The 22328-nt window shown below is 72.8% G+C and carries 19 protein-coding genes and 5 tRNA genes; 10 read left to right on the top strand and 14 right to left on the bottom strand.

All coding sequences use genetic code 11. The features are described 5' to 3' along the window. Positions 1-23: 23 nt before the first annotated feature. On the bottom strand, positions 24-1025 hold the full coding sequence (locus tag MICAU_RS08450; RefSeq protein ID WP_013284882.1) for an NAD-dependent epimerase/dehydratase family protein: 1002 nt from the start codon (positions 1023-1025) through the stop codon (positions 24-26). Between the two features lie 1039 nt (positions 1026-2064). Between MICAU_RS08450 and MICAU_RS08445 the strand changes: the two genes are divergently transcribed. After that, on the top strand, positions 2065-2637 hold the full coding sequence (locus tag MICAU_RS08445; RefSeq protein ID WP_013284880.1) for a hypothetical protein: 573 nt from the start codon (positions 2065-2067) through the stop codon (positions 2635-2637). Positions 2638-2704: 67 nt separating this feature from the next. On the opposite strand, the gene MICAU_RS08440 is transcribed toward MICAU_RS08445, so the two are convergent. After that, complete coding sequence (locus MICAU_RS08440; protein ID WP_013284879.1) at positions 2705-4351, bottom strand: PKD domain-containing protein; 1647 nt, start codon at positions 4349-4351, stop codon at positions 2705-2707. A gap of 79 nt (positions 4352-4430) precedes the next feature. On the opposite strand from MICAU_RS08440, the gene MICAU_RS33390 reads away from it, so the two are divergent. Beyond that, positions 4431-4565, top strand: coding sequence for a hypothetical protein (locus MICAU_RS33390; protein ID WP_280512924.1), 135 nt, complete (start codon positions 4431-4433; stop codon positions 4563-4565). A gap of 7 nt (positions 4566-4572) precedes the next feature. On the opposite strand, the gene MICAU_RS08435 is transcribed toward MICAU_RS33390, so the two are convergent. Both MICAU_RS08435 and MICAU_RS08430 read right to left on the bottom strand, forming a co-directional pair. After that, positions 4573-4644: transfer RNA gene (locus MICAU_RS08435), tRNA-Val, on the bottom strand. A gap of 11 nt (positions 4645-4655) precedes the next feature. Further along, a tRNA-Gly gene (locus tag MICAU_RS08430) sits at positions 4656-4728 on the bottom strand. Between the two features lie 158 nt (positions 4729-4886). Between MICAU_RS08430 and MICAU_RS08425 the strand changes: the two genes are divergently transcribed. Further along, positions 4887-5132: a DUF6458 family protein gene (locus MICAU_RS08425; RefSeq protein WP_013284878.1), complete on the top strand. Its 246-nt coding sequence runs from the start codon at positions 4887-4889 to the stop codon at positions 5130-5132. Between the two features lie 122 nt (positions 5133-5254). Here the strand turns inward: MICAU_RS08425 and MICAU_RS08420 are convergent, their stop codons facing one another. From MICAU_RS08420 to MICAU_RS08405, 4 genes are all read right to left on the bottom strand, one after another. After that, entirely contained in the window at positions 5255-6073 is an 819-nt protein-coding gene (locus MICAU_RS08420) for an isocitrate lyase/PEP mutase family protein (RefSeq protein WP_013284877.1), read from the bottom strand. Positions 6074-6185: 112 nt separating this feature from the next. Continuing rightward, positions 6186-6260: transfer RNA gene (locus MICAU_RS08415), tRNA-Val, on the bottom strand. Positions 6261-6272: 12 nt separating this feature from the next. Then, positions 6273-6343 (bottom strand) — tRNA-Cys (locus MICAU_RS08410). Positions 6344-6377: 34 nt separating this feature from the next. After that, a tRNA-Gly gene (locus tag MICAU_RS08405) sits at positions 6378-6450 on the bottom strand. A gap of 274 nt (positions 6451-6724) precedes the next feature. Between MICAU_RS08405 and MICAU_RS08400 the strand changes: the two genes are divergently transcribed. Further along, complete coding sequence (locus tag MICAU_RS08400; protein WP_030275337.1) at positions 6725-7327, top strand: TetR/AcrR family transcriptional regulator; 603 nt, start codon at positions 6725-6727, stop codon at positions 7325-7327. Positions 7328-7344: 17 nt separating this feature from the next. Here the strand turns inward: MICAU_RS08400 and MICAU_RS08395 are convergent, their stop codons facing one another. Next, positions 7345-8178 (bottom strand): hypothetical protein, encoded by an 834-nt coding sequence (locus MICAU_RS08395; protein ID WP_013284875.1) that lies wholly within the window; start codon positions 8176-8178, stop codon positions 7345-7347. 189 nt (positions 8179-8367) lie between these two features. Here MICAU_RS08395 and MICAU_RS08390 point away from each other — a divergent pair, with 189 nt between their 5' ends. Next, complete coding sequence (locus tag MICAU_RS08390; protein ID WP_013284874.1) at positions 8368-9036, top strand: class I SAM-dependent methyltransferase; 669 nt, start codon at positions 8368-8370, stop codon at positions 9034-9036. A gap of 9 nt (positions 9037-9045) precedes the next feature. Further along, on the top strand, positions 9046-10209 hold the full coding sequence (locus tag MICAU_RS08385) for a cytochrome P450 (protein WP_013284873.1): 1164 nt from the start codon (positions 9046-9048) through the stop codon (positions 10207-10209). Positions 10210-10270: 61 nt separating this feature from the next. On the opposite strand, the gene bioD is transcribed toward MICAU_RS08385, so the two are convergent. After that, on the bottom strand, positions 10271-10999 hold the full coding sequence (gene bioD / locus MICAU_RS08380; protein ID WP_013284872.1) for a dethiobiotin synthase: 729 nt from the start codon (positions 10997-10999) through the stop codon (positions 10271-10273). Further along, positions 10996-12132, bottom strand: a complete 1137-nt coding sequence (locus MICAU_RS08375; protein ID WP_013284871.1) for an 8-amino-7-oxononanoate synthase — start codon at positions 12130-12132, stop codon at positions 10996-10998. Before MICAU_RS08375 ends, bioD begins: the two co-directional genes overlap by 4 nt. Positions 12133-12292: 160 nt before the next feature. Here MICAU_RS08375 and bioB point away from each other — a divergent pair, with 160 nt between their 5' ends. Genes bioB through MICAU_RS08360 form a run of 3 tightly spaced genes read left to right on the top strand, consistent with a single transcriptional unit; the run spans position 12293 to position 14021 of the window. After that, the gene (gene bioB, locus MICAU_RS08370; protein ID WP_013284870.1) at positions 12293-13288 is read left to right on the top strand and encodes a biotin synthase BioB; all 996 of its coding nucleotides are present in this window, start codon (positions 12293-12295) and stop codon (positions 13286-13288) included. 7 nt (positions 13289-13295) lie between these two features. Further along, positions 13296-13511 carry a biotin synthase auxiliary protein BsaP gene (bsaP, locus tag MICAU_RS08365; RefSeq protein WP_013284869.1) on the top strand — a complete coding sequence of 72 codons (216 nt, stop codon included), beginning with the start codon at positions 13296-13298 and terminating at the stop codon, positions 13509-13511. Positions 13512-13514: 3 nt separating this feature from the next. Further along, positions 13515-14021: a GNAT family N-acetyltransferase gene (locus tag MICAU_RS08360; RefSeq protein ID WP_013284868.1), complete on the top strand. Its 507-nt coding sequence runs from the start codon at positions 13515-13517 to the stop codon at positions 14019-14021. Between the two features lies 1 nt (position 14022). Here MICAU_RS08360 and MICAU_RS08355 read toward each other — a convergent pair whose 3' ends face one another. The 3 genes from MICAU_RS08355 to MICAU_RS08345 form a co-directional block, all read right to left on the bottom strand. Next, the gene (locus MICAU_RS08355; RefSeq protein ID WP_013284867.1) at positions 14023-14646 is read right to left on the bottom strand and encodes a DUF488 domain-containing protein; all 624 of its coding nucleotides are present in this window, start codon (positions 14644-14646) and stop codon (positions 14023-14025) included. A 23-nt stretch (positions 14647-14669) separates the two neighbouring features. Next, positions 14670-17093 carry a non-reducing end alpha-L-arabinofuranosidase family hydrolase gene (locus MICAU_RS08350; RefSeq protein WP_013284866.1) on the bottom strand — a complete coding sequence of 808 codons (2424 nt, stop codon included), beginning with the start codon at positions 17091-17093 and terminating at the stop codon, positions 14670-14672. Positions 17094-17307: 214 nt separating this feature from the next. Then, a complete protein-coding gene (locus MICAU_RS08345) occupies positions 17308-20181 on the bottom strand; it encodes a glycoside hydrolase family 9 protein (protein ID WP_013284865.1) in 2874 nt (957 codons plus the stop codon). A 429-nt stretch (positions 20182-20610) separates the two neighbouring features. Between MICAU_RS08345 and MICAU_RS08340 the strand changes: the two genes are divergently transcribed. Further along, entirely contained in the window at positions 20611-22176 is a 1566-nt protein-coding gene (locus MICAU_RS08340) for an aldehyde dehydrogenase family protein (protein ID WP_013284864.1), read from the top strand. The last annotated feature ends 152 nt before the right edge of the window (positions 22177-22328 follow it).

Genomic DNA, 22328 nt, shown 5'->3' with positions numbered 1-22328 from the left:
GAGCGCGGCCCTGCCTCTCGGGGTCAGGCCGGGAGCGCGGCCAGCAGGGCGGCCTCCCGCTCCGGCGCCAGGCCGACCGGTGCGCGCGCCGGCCGCCCCGCCCGGTCCGGCACGCGCCCCACCTCGCGCAGCCACCGCCAGGTGTCGGCGACCGTCTCGGTCACCGGCCGGCAGACCAGCCCCGCCGCGTACGCCCGTTCCACGTCCCGCTCCTGCAACCACCGGTACTCGTGCCCGCGCGGAATCCACACCGGCAGGTCGTTCCACGGCTCCACCCCGGCCGCCAGGATCGGCTCCGGCGCCGTCCACCGCAGCGTCGCGTCCGACCCGGCCACCGCCACCGCCGCGTCGAGCAGGTCACCCATCGTCGCGTGCCCGGTGCGACCCACCACGTTGTACGCCCCGCCCACGCCCTCGGCGCCCCGGTCCAGCACCCAGGTCGCCAGGTCCCGGACGTCCACGTACTGGATGGGCAGGTCACGCGGCCCCGGCGCCAGCACGTCCCCGCCCCGGGCGACCCGGTTCAGCCACCACGGCAGCCGCCCGATGTCCTCCCCCGGCCCCAGGATCAGCCCGGCGCGCGCCAGCAGCGCCCGGTCGCCGAACACCCGAGTCGCGGCGAGTTCCCCGCCGGCCTTGTTCGCCGGGTAGTCACCGTCGTCTCCGTCCGCGTCGGCCGGCACTGTGGGCGCCTCCTCGCCGCTGCCGGGCGCGACGGGTGGCGCGTACACCGATCCGCTGGACACGTAGACGTAGTGCGGCACCGCGTCGACGAGCGCCAGCGCGGCGTCCCGTACCGCGCGTGGCGCGCCGTCCCAGGTGTCCACCACCAGATCCCACTCGCCGCCGGTGAGCGCGGCCAGCCCGTCCGGCGCGGTCCGGTCGCCCCGCAGCCGGTGTACGCCGTCCGGCACCCGCCCGTGCACACCCCGGTTGAACACGGTCACCTGCCAGTCGCGGCGTACCGCCTCGGCCACGACCGCACCGCCGACAAAGCCCGTACCGCCAAGCATCAGGAGTCGCATAGGACCCAGCCTGCCGCCGAGCACCGCCCGGCAGGCACCAAGTTCACAGTCAGCAGATCTGCCAACGGCAGAACCGGCTCTACTGTCCCTCCCCGGCCCCGCCGCCCTCGTCCGCACCGGACATGACCCGCCGATCTTGGAGTTGTGGCACCTCGCGAACTGCGCTTACCGGGCATTAGAGGCGCCACAACTCCAAGATCGACGGTGATGGGCGCGGGCGCGAAAGACTCCGGACAGCGCGGGGCACGATCCCCTCCCGAGCAGCCCGCGATCTTGCACTTTCGTACCCCGCAAACCTCGCGAATAGGGCAACTGAAGGGCTCGAACTGCAAGATCGCGCGGGTGATCACCGACGCTTCGCTCCCACCCCCGGCCAGCCCGGCCCGGGTGCGTCGATCATGAGGTTGACGGCATTCCGTGTCCGGTTTGTCGCCGCTAACTTCATGGTCGACGGGGCGGAGGGCCTGCGGTTGTGGCCGGTGCAGGTGGTGCGGCGGGTGCAGGGGGCGGTACGGCGGGCTGGGTGTGCTGGTGGGAGGATCCGGGGGGGTGCGGCGAGGTGCGGGGCGCGGGAGTGTTGTGACAGTGTGGGCGGGGGTGTCCGGTTCGGGGGTGGTGGGTGGCACTCTGGGGGTGGAATCGCGGGCGGGTGGGTGGCGTTGTAACCGGGTGAACGACCGAGCAAGGCTCGCCCCGCGAGCGGGTGGCATCTGCAAGGCCTTGGGAATCACCCCGGGGCCGCTGGTCGTTGAGTACGGTTCCGGCGACCTGAGCCGCGGGGAATCATCCTGGCCGGCTGGTCGTTGAACACGGTTCCGACGACGTGAACCCCCGCGCCTGCTCTCCGGAGGCGTGTGGCGCGCCCCCGGGAATGATGGCGGGTGGCGGGTCGTTGAACAGTGTTCCGGCGCCGCGACGAGGCCCCCTGCCCTCGCGAGCAGCCGGATCCCCCGAAGACTTTTTTGAGCGCCTGACGGTGCTCGCACCCGCGCCGGCCCCCCTGTCGGTGTGGGCGTCGATCCCCCGAATGGAGCCCCCCATGAACACGATTCTGCGTAAGAGCATTCTGGGTGTTGCTGGTCTGGCTTTCACCGGTGGCGTGTTCGCCGGTCCGGTGGCTGCGCACGCGGCGGACACGACCCACACCAAGCCGGTTGCGGTGGCGGTGCAGGGTGACAAGCTGATCCCGCACGGTGTGCAGGGCGAGCAGTCGCGTATCGACCTCAACGACGAGCAGACTGCCAATGTGAAGGCGATCATTGCGGCGACGAAGAAGGCCGGCATGGACGAGCGTGCCGCGGTCGTGTCGATCGCCACGGCGTTGCAGGAGTCGAAGCTGGAGAACCTCGGCCACCTCGGTGACCGTAACGACCACGACTCGCAGGGCCTGTTCCAGCAGCGCCCGTCCAGTGGTTGGGGCACGGTGGAGCAGATCACCGACCCCGAATACTCCACCACCGCGTTCCTGAAGGGTCTGAAGCAGGTCGACGGCTGGCAGGACATGCCGCTGACCAAGGCCGCCCAGACCGTCCAGGTCTCCGCCTACCCGGACCACTACGCCCAGTGGGAACAGCAGGCCGCTGACCTGGTCGCCGAGCACTGGAACAAGTAAGAGAACAAACAGCGAGAGGCCGGCACCCCGAAACGAGGGGTGCCGGCCTTTCCGCGTACCCGATGGGTCAGGCCGGGGGCAGGACGAACGTCCACGTGGTGGTGGTCGTGCTGGCCGCGGCGCCCGTGGCGGTGAGTCCGCCGTAGCTGCCGGTCGGCACGCTGCTCGCCGAGTCGGCGAGCAGGCCGGTCACCCGGCCGCCGCCGGTCTGCGAGGTGTTGCTGCGCACCGCCACGCCGGACGGCGGGGTGAGCGCGGTGGAGGTGCTGTCGCCGTGCAGCCAGTACGACACGGCCCAGCTCTGCGCGGCGGTCACCGGCGCGTAGGGGGTGATCCGGGTGGCGGTGCTCGCCGGGTCGGTGGCCCTGGCGAAGACCGGCCCTCCCGGTGCCACCCCCCGGTACGCGGCCAGCACCAGGTTGCCCTTCGCCTGGCTGTCCAGTGTCACCCGGACCGCAGTGCCGGCGTCACCCGCGCTCGCGGTCTTCCACCAGGCGGTGGTGGTGGCGAAGCCACCGTCGAGGCGGTCGAGCCTGGCCCAGCCGGTCACCCCGGTCGGCTCACCGGTGCCGGTGTGCGTGTTCTGGCTGAGCACGAGCAGCAGCGTGTCACCGGCCTGCACACCGGCCGGGACGGTGACCGTGTGGCTGGTCCAGTTGGCGTTCGCGGTGGCCTGGCCGACGAACGAGATCCGCTCCGGTACGGGCGCCACCGTCACGTCGACTGTCGCGGTGCCGGTGGCGCCCCGGTCGTCGGTGACGGTGAGCGTGACCGGGTAGGTGCCGGCAGCCGCGTACGTGTGCGACGTGGTCGGTACGGAGGCGGTGCCCGTGGTGTCACCGTCACCGAAGGCCCAGCTGTGGTCCTGGATCGCGCCGTCGGCGTCGGTGGAGGCCGCGCCGGAGAACGTGCACACCAGCCCGGAGCAGGTGGGTGTCAGCGCTGCCACCGGCGCCTGGTTGGCCGGGCCGCCCGATCCCTTCAGGATCTTCACGTAGTCGATGTCGCCGGCGAAGTAGTCGCAGGTGACCTTCGTACCGTCGCACTGGCTCTTGCCACCCACGGACAGCGGCCAGGTGTTGGCGATGGTGCCGGTCGGCCCGTTGAGGCGGCTGGTCCGCACGCCGTCGACGTACATCTCCACGTACGCGGAGGTGCGGTTGCAGGTGACCGTGTGCCACTGGCCGTCGGAGATCGGCACGTCCGTGTAGCCGGTCCGGGAGGCGCCGTCCGCGCCCCGGAACAGGCACTTCGGCTTACCGTTCGGGGCCTCGAACTTCCAGTAGCCGCCGGCCGTGTTGCCCTGTCCCTTCTGGAGGATGTTCCCGAAGGAGTACGTGGTCCGGTAGCGGATGGTCACCGAGAAGTCCCCGGCGTCCGGGTTGAAGTCGGTGCTGTGCGGCACCAGGTCGACGTGGCCCGGGACGTACTCCTTGTCGGTGGGCAGGTGGGTGGCGAAGCGGTGGCCGGTCGCCCCGGCGTAGAGCGCGCCGGTGACCACCTCGCCGCCGATCGTGCCGTGGCGGCCGTTGCCGCTGTAGTCGGTCAGCACCGTCGACGATGTCGGCTCGTCCATGCTGAAGAACGCCACCGTCCGTGTCGCGGTGGCCTGCGCGGGCGCGGCCGAGACCGTCACCCCGGCAGCCGCGACGACAGTCGCCACCCCTAACCGGGCGGCCGTCCGCCGCCACCGTCCCCGCTCGATCATGTGCATGTGACCGCCTCCCTGCGTATCGGGCATCACAGTGACACGCGTGGTGGCAACGGCTGAATAACCCGCACGGTGGAGCCGGGTGACCGATGTGGCCGGTACGAACCGTCCGAGGGGATACGTCCGCCGATCGACCGGCGGCACCGGCGGCACCGGCGGCACCGGCGGCACCGGCGGCACCGGCGGCACCGGCGGCACCGGCGGGCGGGGAGGGTGACTCTCGGTGGGCGATACTGGGTTTGAACCAGTGACCTCTTCCGTGTCAAGGAAGCGCGCTCCCACTGCGCCAATCGCCCGGGCAATCGCGAGCGGACGACGGGATTCGAACCCGCGACCCTCACCTTGGCAAGGTGATGCGCTACCAGCTGCGCTACGTCCGCGTGCCGCCGGTTCGCGCCGGCGACGGGGTGAACTCTACCCGATGCCAAGATCGCCGTGCGGAGACCCCCACCGCGCCCGGTGGCCGTGTGGTTGCGCTGCTCGCCGCCGGGGTACTGAGGCCGGTGACAGCACAACCATCCCCCCGAAGGAGGCTGTCGTGGGTATCGGTACGAGCATTTTCCTGATCGCGGTCGGCGCGATCCTCACGTTCGCGCTCAACGCCAGCGTCGGCGGGGTCGACCTCGACGTCGTCGGCTGGATCCTGATGGCGGCCGGCGTCCTCGGCCTCATCATGACCACGCTGGTCTGGGGCCGCCGTCGCCAGGTGGTCACGACCACCGCCGAGCAGCCGGTGGAGTACCGCCGGGTCGAGGAGCGCCGGGACGTCGCCCCGCCGATGTGACAGTGACCGGGGCCGACGGAGCTGATCGGTCCCGGATCGGGCCGGCCGGATCACTCGATCCGGCCGGCCCGCTCTGCCAGGGCCGCCCGCGGTCGGTGGCGGCGCGCGGAGTGCCGTCCGGGTCAGCTCCGCATCAGCTCGTTCAACGCGTCGAAGTCGAGCCCGCCGGCGAGCGCGTCGTACGTCCCGGCGCCGAGCACCTCCGCCGCCGCCCGCTGGGCCACCGCGTACGCGGCCTCGGCCACCGCCGGTCCGATGCTCACCCGGGCCACGCCGAGCCGCGCCAGTTCGGCGACCGGCGGCGCGCCCGGCCCGGCCAGCACGTTCAGCGGCGCCGGGATCGCCGCCGCCAGCGCGGCCACCGTCTCCGGTTCCACGGTTCCGGGTACGAAGATCCCGTCCGCGCCGGCCGCCAGGTACGCCTCGGCGCGCGCGACAGTCTCGGGTACGCCACCGGCCCGGCGCAGACAGGTGTCCACCCGCGCGTTGACGTACAGCGGGATGCCGGCGCGGTCGGCGGCGGCCCGGATCGCGGCGAGCCGGGCGACCTGCTCGTCGACCGGGCGCAGCGGGCCTCCGCCGTCGTGCCGGGAGTCCTCCACGTTGACACCGACGGCCCCGGCGGCGAGCACCGCGGTGACCGTCTCGGCGACCTCGGCGGGGCTGTCGCCGTACCCGGATTCGATGTCGGCGGTGACCGGCACGCGGACCGCGTCTGCCACCCGGCGGATCACGTCGACGGCGGTGTCCCGGGCGAGCGCGTCGCCGTCCGGGGCGCCGCGGCTCCACGCGACCCCGGCGCTCGTGGTCGCGACCGCGCGGGCGCCGGCTGCGGCGACGATCCGGGCGCTCAGCGCGTCCCAGGCGTTGACCAGGATCAGTGGTTCACCGGGCAGGTGCAGGGCACGGAACTGCCGGGCTCGGGTCTGCTGATCGTCCACCGGGCCAGTCTGGGTGGGGCGATCCGGCCGCGGCAATGGCCAGCGGCGCGGCACTGGACTGATCGATGACGACGAGAAAGGCCGTGCCGAGTGATCGGCACGGCCTTTCCGCTGGTGGGCGATACTGGGTTTGAACCAGTGACCTCTTCCGTGTCAAGGAAGCGCGCTCCCACTGCGCCAATCGCCCTCGTCTACTGCGAGGTGGAGACGGGATTTGAACCCGTGTACACGGCTTTGCAGGCCGTTGCCTCGCCTCTCGGCCACTCCACCGAGGTTGCCCCCGAACTGCGTGGCGGCATCTCCGAGCGGACGACGGGATTCGAACCCGCGACCCTCACCTTGGCAAGGTGATGCGCTACCAGCTGCGCTACGTCCGCACGCCCCCGGTGTTATCCGGTGACGGATGAGAACTTTAGCCGAGCCCGGGAACGGTTGCCAACTCGGGGGCCCTTCCGGCGCGTCCGGATGTTGCCGGCGCCTCATGGCGCGGGCTTCCTAGGAGCCTGGGTGGCTGCCGTCGAAGGCCCGTGGGCAGGGCCGCGACCTGCGGAATTTGCTCGGCGAGTCGAGTGTCCGGCATCCGACTGTCCCGCCGCCGACCGGCCGCTTCGGTAACTCCCTGTGGTCAGACGGATGGGTTACCGTAACGCCGTGACGAGACGAGCCGCCGAGATCCGCCTGGACGCGCTGCTGCGTACGGCCTGCGAGGTGATCGCGGAACGAGGGCTCGCCAACACCCGCACCGCGGACGTGGCCGAGGCCGCCGGGGTCAGCCAGGCGCTCGTCTTCTACCACTTCGCGACCAAGGACCGGCTGCTCGCGCAGGCCTTCGCGTACGCGGTCGAGCAGGACCTGGCCCGCCTCGACGCGGTGCTGCGCTCCTCCGCCCCGCCGCTGGCGAAGCTGCGCCGGATGCTACGCCTCTACGCGCCGACCGGCCGGGCCACCTCCTGGTCCATGTGGATCGACGGCTGGGCGGAGTCGCTGCGTACGCCGGAGCTGGAGAAGCTCTCCCGCCGCCTCGACCTGCGGTGGCGGCAGGACCTGGCCGCGGTGATCAGCGACGGGGTCGCCGAAGGCACGTTCGACTGCCCCGACCCGGCCGGCGCGGCCTGGCGGATCAGTGCGGTGATGGACGGGCTGGCGGTCCAGCTCGCGGTGCACGAGCGGGTGATCACCCGCCGGCAGATCGCCGAGTGGATCCGCCTGGTGGCCGCCCGGGAGCTGGGCCTGGAACCCAGCCAGCTCGACTGACCCCACCCGCCGGCGGGTCAGTGCCAGCGAGGGCGGGGGCGTTCGAAGGGGGGCGGGAGCGTCTCCGGTTCGGCCTGCGCGGACGGGCGCAGCAGGCGGCGCATCCGCAGCAGCAGCCCGGCGCCGAGGAACAGCAGCAACCCGCCGAGCAGGAACGCGGCCTGCACCAGGCCGAATCCGCCGCTGTCCGCCACCGGCCGCCCGGCCACGCCACCGGGCGCCGGCGGTTCCACCACCGCGGCGTCGGTCGGCTCGTCAGTCGGCTCCTCGTCGGGCGCCTCGGAGGACGGCTCGTCGCTCGGTGTGGGCTCCGCGCTGGTCGGCGAGGGCGTCGGCTCGGCCGCCTCCTCCCCCACCACCTCACGGGAGGCGGTCCGCCGGGCCAGCAGCCGCAACTGCGGGTCGTACGCCTCGGCGGCGAAACTCACCCGGCCACGCCCGACGTCCTCGGCGAACGCCACCCGGTAGCGGGCGGTCACGGTACGGCCGGGACAGAGCACACCCGGGTCCAGCTGCCGGTCGGTGAGCCGGGCGGTGTCTCCCTCGGTGCGGATCTCCAGCGGGAACGATCCGCTGTCCTCCACCCGGTCCACCTTGAGCTGGTCCAGCCGCAGGCCCTGCACCCGCACCAGCATCGACCAGCGCACCTTGACACAGCCGCCCCCGTCGGAGCGGGACACCACGGCGGACAACGTCTCCACCCGGTTCCCGGCGGTGAACTCGTCCGGCAGGCCGCTCAACTCCGTGGAGAAGGCCGCCGCCGCCCGCGCCGGCAGGGCTCCGCCGTACCCGGTCCCGGCCACGAAGGTCAGTACCAGTCCGATCCGCAGCGCGTGCCGCCAGCCGCTCACCACGCCTCCTCACCCTCGGTCGTGTCCACAGGCAACGCTAGGAGCGCGCCGGGCACGCCGGTAGACGGGCGTGTTCGCATCCAACGCCACAACACGGGGGTCATTTCACCGAGCGTGGTGAACCGGTCACGACCTCGCCGCGACACGCCCGGGATCGGTTCCGGAACCCGGGTGGGACACAATTCTCCGATGTCCGAGCTGTCCGCCGCGTTCGTCCGGCTGCACGCCCGCCTCGCCCCCGTGGCGTTCGTACCCGAGGTGCTGCTGCACCAGGCCGACGAGCCGATCGGCCTGTGGGAGCTGACCGAGGGCGAGTTCCGCAGCTCCCAGCCGCCGCCGTTCTGGGCGTTCGCCTGGGCCGGCGGGCAGGGCCTGGCCCGTTACGTCACCGACCACCCCGACGTGGTCGCCGGCCGCCGGGTGCTCGACCTGGCCTCCGGCTCCGGCCTGGTCGCCGTCGCCGCCGCCCGCGCCGGCGCCGCCGCCGTCCGGGCGGTCGAGGTGGACGAGCGGGCCGTGGCCGCCGTCGCGCTCAACGCCGAGGCCAACGGGGTACGCGTCGACGCCGAACTCGGCGACATCCTCGACTCCGACGCGGGCGACGCCGAGGTGGTGCTGGCCGGGGACGTCTTCTACAGCGAGGCGATGGCCCGCCGGATGCTGCGCTTCCTGCTCCGGGCCGCCCGTTCCGGCGCCCGGGTGCTGGTGGGCGATCCGGGCCGGGCGTTCCTGCCCCGCGAGCGCTTCCACGAGCTGGCCGCGTACGACGTGCCGGTGTCGGAGGCGCTGGAGAGCGTACGGGTGAAGCACACCACCGTCTGGGAGCTGGACCCGAACCCGCCCGGCGCCCGCCGCTAGCGTTACCGCGTGCTGTTCCGGGGCTGGGGGGAGTCCGTCGACGGGCCGTGGCCCGACGCGGCCACCGTTGTCGACCACGTCGGCGTGCCGCACCTGGTGGTGACCCGGCACGCGCTCGTACGCAGGCTGCTCACCGACCCGGTGACGTTCCGGCCGGACAACGCGCTCGACGCGGTCACCCCGATCCCGGTGGCCGCGCTGCGGGTACTCGCCGGGCACCGGTTCCGGCTGCCGCCGACGCTGGCGAACAACGGCGGCGCGAGCCACCCGGAGATCCGCGGCATCGTGGCCGACGCGCTGCACCCGCACCGGGTGGACGCCCAGCGCCGGTGGCTGACCGGGCTGGTCCGGGAGCGGGTGGCGGGCCTGGCGGCGGCGCTGGACGCGGGCCGCCCGGTCGACCTGTATGCGGGTCTCGCCGCCGACCTGCCGCTGCTGGTGCTGGCCCGGCTGGTCGAGCTGCCGGGGGCCCCGGTCGGCGCGGTGAAGGACTTCGCCCGGGCCGCGCTGGAGCTGTTCTGGGCGCCGCTGGACTCCGCCCGGCAGCTCGCGCTCGTCGCCGAGGTGGGCCGGTTCCACACCGTGCTGCGGGAGTTCGCCGCCACCGGAGGCGGGCTCGCCGCGCGGCTGCGCGAGGCGGGGCACTCCCCCGACGTGGTCGTCGGGGCGCTGTTCTTCCTGCTGGTCGCCGGTCAGGAGACCACCTCGCAGTTCCTCACCCTGCTGCTGCACCGGCTGTCCGGCGAAACGGCGGTACGGGCTGGGCTGCGCGCCGGTGAGATCGGCGTGGACGACGTGGTCGAGGAGGGGCTGCGACTGGAGCCGCCGATCGTCACCTGGCGGCGGGTGGCGGCAGTCGACACCACGCTCGGCGAGGTGCCCGTACCGGCGGGCACCAGCGTGGTGGCGTGGCTGGCCCGCGCCGGCCGCGACCCGGCCGTGGTGGACGCACCGGGCGAGTTCCGCCCCGGGCAGCCCGGCTCGCGGCGGCACCTGGCGTTCGGCGCCGGGCCGCACCGCTGCGTCGGCGCGCAGCTGGCCCGGATGGAGGCCGCGGTGGTGGTCGCCGAGGCCGCCACGCTGCTCGACGACGTGACAGTCGTCCGTCCACCGTGGTGCCCGGACAACCTCACCTTCCGGATGCCGGACGCGTTCGTGGTCCGCCGCGCCTGAGCCCTGCGGGTGTTAACAGGGGGCCCTTCCTCTACCGGAGGCGTTAAGAAGGGGCCCTTCCTTACTCCTCGGCCCAGGCCCGCCAGTCGTCGAGCACGCCGTACAGGGCGGGGGTGAGCCAGCCGGGCGCGGACCGGCGGAACACGCCCGGGTCCATCCCGCCCGCGCCGGCCGGTACCGCGCCGAGCAGGTTCGGCAGCAACTCGGACAGGTTGAGCCAGTGCACCAGTTCCGGTTCGGTCGGCCAGGCCCCGATCACCACGCCGGCCGGGACGGCCCGCCGCTCCAGCGCCTCCAGCGTCAGCGCGGTGTGGTTGAGCGTGCCGAGCCCGGCCCGCGCCACCACCACCGCGGGCGCGCCGAGCGACACCGCCAGATCGGCCACCGTCCACGGCTCGCCGGACGGGCGCAACCCCATCGGTACGAGCAGCCCGCCCGCGCCCTCGACGAGCACCAGATCGTGCTTGTCCGCCTCCTCGCGGATCGCGTCGACCGCGTTGTACAGCTCCAGCGGCGGCAGCTCCGCCACCCGGGCCGCGGCCAGCGGGGCCAGCGGATCGGGGTAGCTCGCCAGCGTCCGGCCGGTCAGCGGGGCGGCCAGCCGGGTCACCGAGTCGACGTCGCCGGGCTCTCCCGTCGCCGTACCCGTCTGGCCGGGCTTGACCACCGCGACCCGCAGGCCGGCCGCCTGCGCGGCGGCGGCGACGGCGGCGGTCACCACTGTCTTGCCGACCTCGGTGTCGGTGCCGGTCACCAGCACCGGCCCGGTCCAGGCGTCGCCGAGGCTCATGGCGCACACTCCACGATCACGTCCAGGGCCCGGTCGAAGCCGGCCCGGTCCACCCCGGCGCTGACGGTGAGCCGCAGCCGGGAGCGGCTGTCCGGCGTGGACGGGGGACGGAAGCAGCCGACCGCCACACCGTGTTCCCGGCAGGCGGCGGCCCAGGCGGTCGCCTCCTGCGGGCCGGGCGCGGTCACCGAGATCACGGCGCCGTCCGGGGCGGACACGGCCAGCCCGGCCGCGCCGAGCCGGCGCACCGCCGCGGCGACCCGGTCGGCCAGCTCGGCGCGCAGCGCGTCGCCGTCGCGGGCCAGGCGCACCGCGGCGCGGACCCCGGCCACCACCGCGGGCGGCGGCGCGGTGTCGAAGATGAACGTGCGGCCGGTCTCCACCAGGTGGCGGACGAACTCGGCCGGCCCGGCGACCACGCCGCCGGCCCCGCCGAGCGCCTTGGACAGCGTCGCGGTGACCACCACGTCGGGCGCGCCGGCGAGCCCGGCGGCGGCGACCCCGCCGGCTCCGGCCGGGCCGGTGACGCCGAGCGCGTGCGCGTCGTCGACGAGCAGCAGCGCGCCGTGGCGGCGGGCCACCGCGTGCAGCTCCGCGAGCGGGGCGAGGTCGCCGTCGACGGAGAAGACCGACTCGGTCACCACCACCGCCGGGCGGCCCGGCGCGGCGGCGAGCGCCGCGGCCACCGCTGCGACGTCGGCGTGCGGCGTCACGAGCGTCTCGGCGCCGGAGATCCGGCAGCCGTCGATCAGCGAGGCGTGGTTGTGGGCGTCGGAGACGAGCAGCGTCCGCGGCTGGGTCAGTCCCCGGACGGCGGCGAGGTTGGCCAGGTATCCGGAGGAGAACACCAGCGCCCGGTCGACGCCGAGCCAGCCGGCCAGGTCGTCCTCCAGCGCGTGGTGCGCGTCGGTGGACCCGCGCACCAGACGCGACCCGGTGGCGCCCAGCCCGTACGCGGACAGGGCCTCTGCTGCGGCGGCGGTGACCTCCGGGTGGGTGGCCAGGCCGAGGTAGTCGTTTCCGGCCAGGTCGACCACGGCGTCGTCGGCGGCGCGGGGGCGCAGCGTGCGGGTCAGCCCCGCCCGGGCCCGCAGCTCGGCGCGGCGGTCCAGGGCCGCCAGCCAGTCCGCCACCGTGCCGTCCCCTCCCGCCGACTTCACGCCCCACGCCGGGCGCTTCCGCGGGGCGAAGTTACCACCCGCCCCGGCGGCCCCGGCGTGGCGCGGTCCCGGCTCGCCGGAGGGCCGGCGGCGGTGTTTCCCGCGTTCACGGTGGCCTGTTAGGTTACGAGCCATGCCAGAGATCCTCGACCAGGCCCGGGAGCGGGTGCTGGGCAACGGCGTCGGCCTCGACGAGGCCGGTGTCCTCGCGGTGCTGAACCTTCCCGACGAGCACCTGCCCGCCGCGCTCCAGCTCGCCCACGAGGTCCGGATGCGCTGGTGCGGTCCGGAGGTCGAGGTCGAGGGCATCGTCTCGCTGAAGACCGGCGGCTGCCCGGAGGACTGCCACTTCTGCTCGCAGTCCGGTCTGTTCACCTCGCCGGTGCGCTCGGTCTGGCTGGACATCCCGGCGCTGGTCGAGGCCGCGAAGCAGACCGCCGCGACCGGGGCGACCGAGTTCTGCATCGTGGCCGCCGTGCGCGGCCCGGACGCCCGGCTGATGAAGCAGATGCGCGAGGGCGTCGCCGCCATCCGCGCCGCTGTCGACATCCAGGTCGCCGCCTCGCTCGGCATGCTCACCAAGGAGCAGGTCGACGAGCTGGTCGAGATGGGCGTGCACCGCTACAACCACAACCTGGAGACCTGCCGCTCCTACTTCCCGAACGTGGTCACCACGCACTCGTGGGAGGAGCGCTGGGAGACGCTGCGGATGGTCCGCGAGTCCGGCATGGAGGTCTGCTGCGGCGGCATCCTCGGCCTCGGCGAGACGGTCGAGCAGCGGGCCGAGTTCGCCGCGCAGCTCGCCGAGCTGGACCCGCACGAGGTGCCGCTGAACTTCCTCAACCCGCGCCCCGGCACGCCGCTGGGTGACCGCCCGGTGGTGGAGGGCAAGGACGCGCTGCGCGCCATCGCCGCGTTCCGGCTGGCCATGCCGCGCACCATCCTGCGGTACGCGGGCGGCCGCGAGCTGACCCTCGGTGACCTCGGCACCCGCGACGGTCTGCTGGGCGGCATCAACGCGGTGATCGTCGGCAACTACCTGACCACGCTGGGGCGGCCCGCCACGGCCGACCTGAAGCTGCTGGAAGACCTGAAGATGCCGGTGAAGGCGCTCTCGGCGACCCTGTGAGGCAGCGGTGACCGAATCCTCCCCCGCCACGGCGGCTCCCGCCGCGCTCTGGTGCGACAGGTGCGGCGAGTCGGTGGCGGCCGGGCCGCACCCGGCGTGCGAGGCGGCCCGCGCGTGGGAGCCGCCGCGCTGGTGCGCGTCCTGCCGGCGGCGGATGAAGGTGCAGGTCGTACCGTCCGGCTGGTCGGCGGTCTGCGTCGAGCACGGCGAGCGGCGGGGCTGAGGCGTGCTGCGCGGGCGGGCGGTGACGCTGCGGCCGGTGACCGACGCCGACGTGCCCGCCCTGGCCGCGATCCGGGCCACCCCCGAGGTGCGCCGCTGGTGGCGCGGCGGTGACGACCTGGCCGCGTCGGTCCGGGCGGACCTGGCCGACGACTCGGTGACGATCTACGCCGTCGAGCACGACGGCAAGCTGGTCGGCGCGATCCAGTGGTACGCCGAGACCGACCCGGACTACCGCCACGCCAGCCTGGACGTCTTCCTCGACCCGGCGGTACGCGGCTCGGGGCTGGGCGGCGACGCGATCCGCACGCTGGTCCGGCACCTGATCGACGAGTACGGCCACCACCGGTTCACCATCGACCCGGCGGCGGCGAACACGGCGGCGATCCGGGCGTACGCGAAGGTGGGGTTCCGTCCGGTGGGCATCATGCGCCGCTACGAGCGCGGCGCGGACGGGCGCTGGCACGACGCGCTGCTGATGGACCTGCTCGCCGAGGACCTGGCCGGCTGAGTCAGCCGGCCCAGAGCAGGTGCCCGTCGGGCAGCCGGCGGGCGCCCTCGGCGGGCCGGTGCGGGCTGAGCCGGCCGTCCGGCATGAGGTGCGACACCGGCACTCCGCGGCCGAGCACGGCGACGTCGGCGATCAGCCGCCGGTGGCAGCGCCACCAGACGCTCTCGCTGCACATCACGGCTGTGGTCTCCCGGGCGGCGTCGGCCAGCACCTCGTCGAGTGCCGCGTCGAAGTCGGGCGTGCGGGTGTACGCGGCGTACGCCCGGAAGGCCGCGACCGTCCACCACGTGTCCGGTTCCGGCTCGCCGGCGCGGACGTGCCGGCGGCCGCCGAGGCGCGGTTCCCAGCGGTAGCCGATGCCCCGTTCGGGCAGCCAGTGCTCCAGGGCCTCGCGGCGGACGTCCGGGTTGGTCCGGCTGGCCGGGTAGCGGCGCACGTCCACGATCAGGGTGACAGCCGCGCCGGCCAGCAGGTCCCCGAGCTGGTCCCGGTGGGCGGCCCCGTGCCCGACGGTCAGCAGCATGCGCTCCACCGACTCAGCTTGCCCCGGGTCGGCGCCGTCCGCCCGCCGGCCGGGCCGGCCCACCGGAAAGGGCGTGCCCGGCACCGCACGGGTGCCGGGCACGCCTTCCTCGTACGGTGTGGCGCCTAGCGCTGGAGGGTCAGCACACCCGGCCGCCACGGCAGCAGGTTGTAGTCGCCTCCCGCACTGGGGTTCTTGCCCTGGTACAGGAACTGGAGGTTGCAGGCGTCGACGGTCTTGGTCTGGTCGGGGTTGGTGCGGACCAGGTCACCGTGGCTGATGTCGTTGGTCCACGTCGCGCCGCTGTTGGCCTTGCCGGCGAAGGGGTTGCTCTCGCTGGCGGCCTGCGGGGTCCACGAGCCGCTCAGGCTGTTGGACGTGAACGACCGGAAGTAGCGTCCCTGGCTCCCGATCGCCTCGACGATCATGAGGTACTGGTTCTGGCCCGCCACCTTGTAGACCTCGACGCCCTCGAACAGGTTGTTCGTCGAGTCGGTCATGATCGTCGTGTAGTTCGAGCCGAAGCTGCCCGGGAAGTTCCCCAGCGGCATGCTCGACCGGTAGATCTTGCCGTTGTCACCGGCGAAGAACAGGTACATGTTCTGGTCGTCGCCGATGAGCGTCTGGTCGATGACGCCGTACGGGGCGTCGGGCAGGGTGGCGGTGGAGAGCGTCTGCGCCGAGGACCAGCCGTTGGCGTTCGTCGGGTCGCTCGACGTCTTGTAGCTGAACGAGGTCGGTCCCCACTGGTACGCCAGCACCCAGATGTTCTTCGGGGCGAAGTACAGCAGGGTGGGCGCCACGGTGCCCTGGCTCATCCCGGTCTGGCTGGCCGAGGCCATGTCGGACCAGTTCGTGAACAGGCTGAAGTTCATCGAGCTGTACTGGCCGCTGCTGTTGACGTACGACCCGTAGACCAGGTGCTTGCCGTTGTAGACCACGTTGGTGAAGTCCTTGAGCGAGACCCAGCCGTTCTGCGGGTTGGCCAGCGCGCCGGTCGACGACCACCGGTACGTCGACGGGAGCGCGCAGCCGCCCGGCGGCGGCGGCGTGGTCGGGGGCGGCGTGGTGCCACCGAAGTCGGTCCGCCACTGCTGGTTGGTCTGCCCGTGGCAGTCGTACAGCTGGATCTGCTGGCCGTTGCCGGTGCCCCAGACGTCCAGGCAGCGCCCGGACTGCACGCCGCTGATGGTGCCGTTGGAGTTGATGTTCCACTGCTGGTTCGACTGGCCGTTGCAGTCCCAGATGATGATCCCGGTGCCGTTGCCGGTGGCCGCGCCGTTCGCGTCGAGGCACTTGGTGCCGTAGACCATCAGCTGCTTGTTCGAGGTGTACGTCCACTGCTGGTTCGACTGACCGTTGCAGTCCCAGAGCTGGACCCGGGTGCCGTTGGTCTGGGTGGCGTTCGGTACGTCGACGCACCGGCCCGACTGCGCTCCGACGATCCGGCCGGCGCCACCGCTGGGCGGCGGTGCCGTGGTCGGGGTCGTGGTCGGCCCGGAGGTCGGGGCGGCCGCGTTGAGGGCGTTGAGGACCGAGGTGTACGCAGCCTTCTTGTTGCCTCCGCCGTCGAACAGCAACGGGTTCTCGCCTGAGCGCCACGAGTCGCTGTCGCGCACGCCCCACACCGTGATGCCGATGCAGCGCGGCACGTTCAGACACGCCTGCGTCAGACCCGCGTACTGGCTGGTCGACGAGTTGGTGACGTCGACCTCGGTCAGCGCCACGTCGACACCGAGCGCGGCGAAGCTCGACAGCGTGGTCTGGAAGTTGCCCGGCAGCGAGCTGCCACCGGTGAAGTGCGTCTGCAACCCCACGCAGTCGATCGGCACACCACGGGACTTGAAGTCCCGGATCATGTTGTAGACGCCCTGCGTCTTGCCGTACGACCAGTTCTCGATGTTGTAGTCGTTGTAGCAGAGCTTCACCGACGGATCCGCCGCCCGCGCCGTACGGAACGCCACCTCGATCCAGTCGTTGCCGGTGCCCTGCAGGTTCGACTGACGGCGGCTGCCGTCCTCGTTGAACGCCTCGTTCACCACGTCCCACGCGGCCAGCTTGCCCCGGTAGTGGCCCATCACCCCGTTGATGTGGTCGATCATCGCCTGACGCAGGTTGCTGCCGCTCAGGCTCTGCATCCAGCCCGGCTGCTGCGCGTGCCACGCCAGGGTGTGGCCACGGACCTTCAAGCCGCGCTGGGTCGCCCAGTTGTAGATCTGGTCACCGGAGTTGAAGTTGAACTGGCCCCGCTGGGGCTGGGTCGCGTCCGGCTTCATCTCGTTCTCGGCGGTGATCATGTTGAATTCGCGTCCGGCGATCGTGCTGTACGTCGAGTCACCGAGCCGGCCCGCCGCGATGGCGGTGCCGAAGTACCGGCCCGACTGCGCGGCGGCGGCGCCCAGCGTGGACGCGGCGGCGTTCGCCGACGGCATCATCACCGCGACGGCTGCCACCGTCACGGCGCTGACCGCGCCGGCGAGCAGCGCCCGGACGGCCGGTGATCGCCGTCGCCGACTCCCGCCGCGATGAACGGATGGGCTCATTGCCATCTTGGCCTCCTTACTGGCCAACACCCAGGCCGTCGGGGCGGAACGACTGGACGTCTCGATTGGGGTATCTAGCTCAGTCGATGCTTCCATCGCGCATCGGCGGGGACAATGGTGTTTCGGAAAAGTTTCGGAACGTTTTTGGTCGCGCGAGGCATGGCGTGGCGTGGCCGGTCACCCGGGGTGCGGTACCGGCCACGCCACGCCGCCTCGGCGGTCAGGAGACGGTGCAGGCGGAGCCGTTCAGCGTGAACGCGGTGGGCCTCGGGTTGGCGCCGGTGTGGGTGCCGTTGAAGCCGAAGCTCGTCGACGCGCCCGGCGCCAGCGTCCCGTTGTAGGACAGGTTCGACGCGGTCACCGCCGTGCCGGTCTGCGTCACGTTCGCCGACCATGCCTGCCCGACCTTCTGGCCGCTGTTGCCGAACGTGAACGCCAGCGTCCAGCCGTTGATCGCCGTGGTGCCGGTGTTGGCGACAGTGATGTTCGCGGTGAACCCGGTGTCCCAGGTGTTCGCCGTCCAGGTCACCGCGCAGGAGCCGCCGGCGGGCGGGGCCGTGGTGGTCACCGTGACGCCGGGCGACGCGGGCGAGACGTTGCCGGCCGCGTCCACCGCCACCACTGTGAACGTGTACGTGGTGGAGGCGGTCAGCCCGGTCACCGCCAGGGTGGTGCCGGTGGCGGAGCCGACCAGGACGTTCCCGCCGCGGTAGACGCGGTACCCGGTGACGCCCACCGCGTCGGTGGACGGGCCCCAGGTCAGCGTCAGGCCGGTCGGGCCGACCGCGGAGGCGGTGGGCGTGCCGGGCGCGGTCGGTGGTGTGGTGTCCGGCGCCGGGCCGGCCGGCGTGGTGACGCTGACCGCCGCCGACGACGCGGACCGGTTGCCGGCGCCGTCGAGCGCCCGCACTGTGAACTGGTACGTCCGCTCCGGCAGCAGCCCGGTCACCGCGAGCGTGTTTGTGGTGGCGGTGCGCAGCACCAGCGCGTCGCTGCCGGTCTGCGACTGGGTGATCTCGTACCCGGCCAGGCCGCTGCCGCCGGTGTCGGTGGACGCGGCCCAGGTCAGCGTGAGCCCGCTCGACGTGACGGCGGACGCGACGGGCGTGCCGGGCACTGTGGGCGCGGTGGTGTCAGGGGTGACCGGGCCGGGCTCCTCGCCCCAGACGCGGACGCCGCCGGAGTAGAGCGGCACCTTCCGGTTCGGCCCGGCGGTGGCCTGGTAGGAAGGGTCGTTCGCCGGATCCCAGGTGCCGCCCTCCGGCACCCCGATCTTGAACTGGACCTCCATCCGGTGCTGCGACTGCCCGGCCGGCGCGATGGTGTAGCCGGTGCAGTCGACCTCGACGTACCAGACGTCACCGGAGAACTGCTTCGCCGTCGACGGCGACGGGCAGCCCTGGGTGTAGCCGGGCGTGACGGTGACCGGTCCGGTGCCGTCGGGCCGGAAGAAGTACCGGAACTTTCCGGTCGTCAGCGCCCGGGCCGGGAACGCCGACTTGTTGTAGATGATCGCCTTGAGCCCGGTGGCGCGCGGCTCGGCCTGCATCACAGTGGTCTCCACTGTCAGCTCGTCCATGTCGGGCGTCTCGGCGGACGGGAAACCGGCGCGCGGGCTGCCGCCGTACTCGTTCGTGAGCCGGGCCAGCGCGGAGGTGAAGCCGGCGTTGTAGTCGGTGGCGACCTCGTTCATCACGTAGTCCGACCGGCTGTCGGTGTACGCGTCGTTGGCCGAGGACGGGCCGCCGACCAGCGCGCCGTAGAGCACGTGCCGGGTCTCGGTGGGCACGGTCTGGCTGTCCCACCAGGAGCCGTGCGCGGTGCGGTGGTGCGGGTTGCGCGGCGAGTTGGTGCCGAAGCCGATCTGGTAGCTGGAGTTGCGCGGGTTGTCGCCGAGCGCGTAGTTGATCTGCCGGACCGCGAAGTCGTGGTAGCGCGCCTTACGGGTGGTGTCCGTGGTCCTGTCGCTGTAGACGAGCGCGGCGAACGCGGTGTTGGAGGCGTACCGCAGCGCGCCCCACGAGTCGAGCACCGCCATCCCGCCCGGCGAGTACGGCACCCGCTGGCCGTTGACGCCCACCGTCCAGTAGTCCAGCCACCGGTTGGCGTCGTCGACGTACTTCTGCTTGCCGGTGAGGTTCGCCAGCAGCACGTACGCGCCGAACTGCTTGTTGTCCCAGGCGATGGTCCATTTGTAGGAGCGGGTGGTGGACTGCGGCTCGGTGCCGAGCTTGTCGTACTCGCTCTCGGCCTTGGCCAGGTAGGTGGCGTCGCCGGTGGCCCGGTACAGCCAGATCGCGCCCCACACCAGTTCGTCCTGGTAGCCGCTCCACGACTTGTAGAAGCTCGTCGCGTCGGTGATGCACTCGTGGTAGTTCTTCCGCACGGTGTCGGCGAACGTGTAGAGCTGCTTGGCGTGGCCGAGCAGCTTGTCCGCGTAGGCCGCGTCGGTGGGCCGGAACACCATGGACGAGGCGGCCATCGCGGCCGCCGTCTCCCCCGCCAGGTCCGCGCCGCCACAGCTCGCGTCGATCTTGTACGCGGGCCGCGCCATCGGCATCACCTCGGCCGGACCCCACCACTTGTGGTCGTCGTCGCCCTTGCCGACCTGTCCGTAGAGGACGTTCGCGGCGGGGTGCGCCTTGACGAAGTAGTCGTTGACGAAGCGCAGGTTGTTCAGCAGGTGGGTGAGCTGGCCGGAGGCGACGTACCCGTCGCGGTACTCGACCGCGCCCCACGCCAGCATGGTGGCGCTGAACGCCATCGGGAAGCCGAACTTCACGTGGTCGCCGGCGTCGTACCAGCCGCCGGTGAGGTCGACGCCGACGTCGGCGCCGTCGGTGAGCGCCGAGTCGCCGCGCCAGGAGACCCGGTTCCAGGAGGGCTTGCGGCCCGACTGCTGCGCCTCGTAGAAGAACAGCGACTTCTGCAACGCCTCGGCGTAGTTGAACGCGGGCGCGGCCTGTGCGGCGGAGGCGGACGCGGGTGGCGGGGCGGCGACGGCCGTGGCCAGGCCGACGGCCAGCGCGGCACCGGCGGCGAACAGCCGGCGGAGCCGGGACCGGCCTCCCGGCGGCGGAATCGGACGGGGCATGGCGAGCTCCTGTGGCTGGCGCCGGGCGGCAGCCGGAGCGGGGACGGTATCGCAGGGCTCCGGCTGCCGCGAGGCGGTGGTGGTGGGGTGTCCCTGAGAGGTTCGGGAGCGCTCCCATGGACAATCGACAATGTAATGCGCCGTTCATCACAGGGGAAGAGCGCGCCGATCCGGGCCACCCGGGCGTACTCACGGGTAACCATCGGGAGCTGGATCACACCATCGATACTTGTCAATATAGAGCGTGTTCGGTCCCAGCTCAGCGGCATCGTCACGGTGGTGAATGCAGCCGCCGGGGCGTCGTCGGCGGCGCGGCCGTCCTGGCATACGAGCGTACGGTTGCCCGGCCGCTCCGGCCCGCGGGACAGTACGCCTCACCTGCGGTGCCATCGACGCCGCCGCTCCCCGGACGACACTGAGGAGATCGCGATGGCTCTACGACTCGCCGAGGGCACCTCCTGGTCCGACACCCTCGCCCGGGCGGTGGCCGCCACGCCCGAGGCGTTCGGCACCGGCCCCGACGGCACCACGACGCTGCACAACCTCGTCCAGGGCGATTGGCGCGCGCTCGGCACGCCCACCGCCGTACGGACCCCGGTGGACAACACGGTGCTGGTGAACCTCGCCCGGCTCGACGCCGAGACGGCCCGCGCCGCCGTCGCCCACGCCGCCGACGCGCACCGGGAGTGGGCACGGACCCCGCTGGCCGAGCGCGTCGCCCGGGTCACCGACGCCCTCGACGCGCTCACCGCACACCGCGACCTGCTCGCCCTGCTGCTGGTCTGGGAGATCGGCAAGCCGTGGCGCCTGGCCTGCGCCGACGTGGACCGCGCGCTGGACGGCGTGCGCTGGTACGCGCAGGAGATCGAGCGGATGCTCGCCGACGGGCGGGAGCCGCTGCCCGGCCCGGTCAGCAACATCGCCTCCTGGAACTACCCGATGAGCGTGCTCGTGCACGCCGAGCTGGTGCAGCTGCTCGCCGGCAACGCGGTGATCGCCAAGACCCCGTCGCAGGGCGGCGCGGTCTGCCTCACCGTCGCGCACGCGCTGATGCGCCGCGCCGGGCTGCCCGCCACGCTGCTGTCCGGCAGCGGCGAGGAACTGTCCGAGGTGCTCGTCCGCGCACCGGAGATCGGCGCGGTGGCGTTCGTCGGCGGGCGCTCCAACGGCGGCAAGGTCGCCGCCGCGCTGCTCGACTGCGACAAGCGGCACTTCATCGAGCAGGAGGGCCTCAACGCCTGGGGCATCTGGAACTTCTCCCAGTGGGACTCGCTCGCCGCCCACCTGCGCAAGGGCTTCGAGTACGGCAAGCAGCGCTGCACCGCGTACCCCCGGTTCGTGGTCCAGCGCGACCTGGTCGACGAGTTCCTCGACATGTACCTGCCTGTGGTCCGCTCGATCCGGTTCGGGCACCCGCTCGCCGTCGGCGACGACTGGTCGGCCGGCGACCCGCTGCCCGAGCTGGACTTCGGGCCGCTGATCAGCGGGGCGAAGGCCGACGAGCTGCGGCGCAAGGTCGACGAGGCGGTACGCGGCGGCGCCGTGCCGCTGCACCGCGGCAAGCTCGACGGCGCACCGTTCCTGGACGGGCAGGACACGTCCGCGTACGTCGCACCGGCCGTGCTGCTGGCCCCGCCCGGCCGGTCCCGCCTCATGCACGCCGAGCCGTTCGGCCCGGTCGACACCATCGTCGTGGTGGACACCACCGACGAGCTGCTGGCCCAGATGAACGCCTCCAACGGCGCGCTCGTCGCGTCGCTCGCCTGCGACGACGAGGAGCTCGCCGGCAAGCTGGCGGTGGACCTCCAGGCGTTCAAGGTGGGCATCAACAAGCCGCGGTCCCGGGGCGACCGGGACGAGCCGTTCGGCGGCCGGGGCGCGTCCTGGAAGGGCGCGTTCGTCGGCGGCGACCTGCTCGTGCAGGCGGTCACAGTCGGTGGTGACGGCCGGCTCTACGGCAACTTCCCCGACTACAACAGCTACCCGGCCACCTGATCGCACACAGACGGGCGGGGCCCCCGCATCGGGAGCCCCGCCGTGTCACCGTCCCCCGTATCGGAGGCCGGCCCGGGTGGCGCGTGACCGCGCCGGTTCCGGCCGTCGGGCCGTACCCCTCGGGTGTGCCGCGCCGTTGCGGCGCACCTCCG

This window comes from Micromonospora aurantiaca ATCC 27029, from assembly GCF_000145235.1.
GTDB classification, from domain to species: domain Bacteria; phylum Actinomycetota; class Actinomycetes; order Mycobacteriales; family Micromonosporaceae; genus Micromonospora; species Micromonospora aurantiaca.
This window is presented reverse-complemented; position numbering and strand designations above follow the sequence as displayed.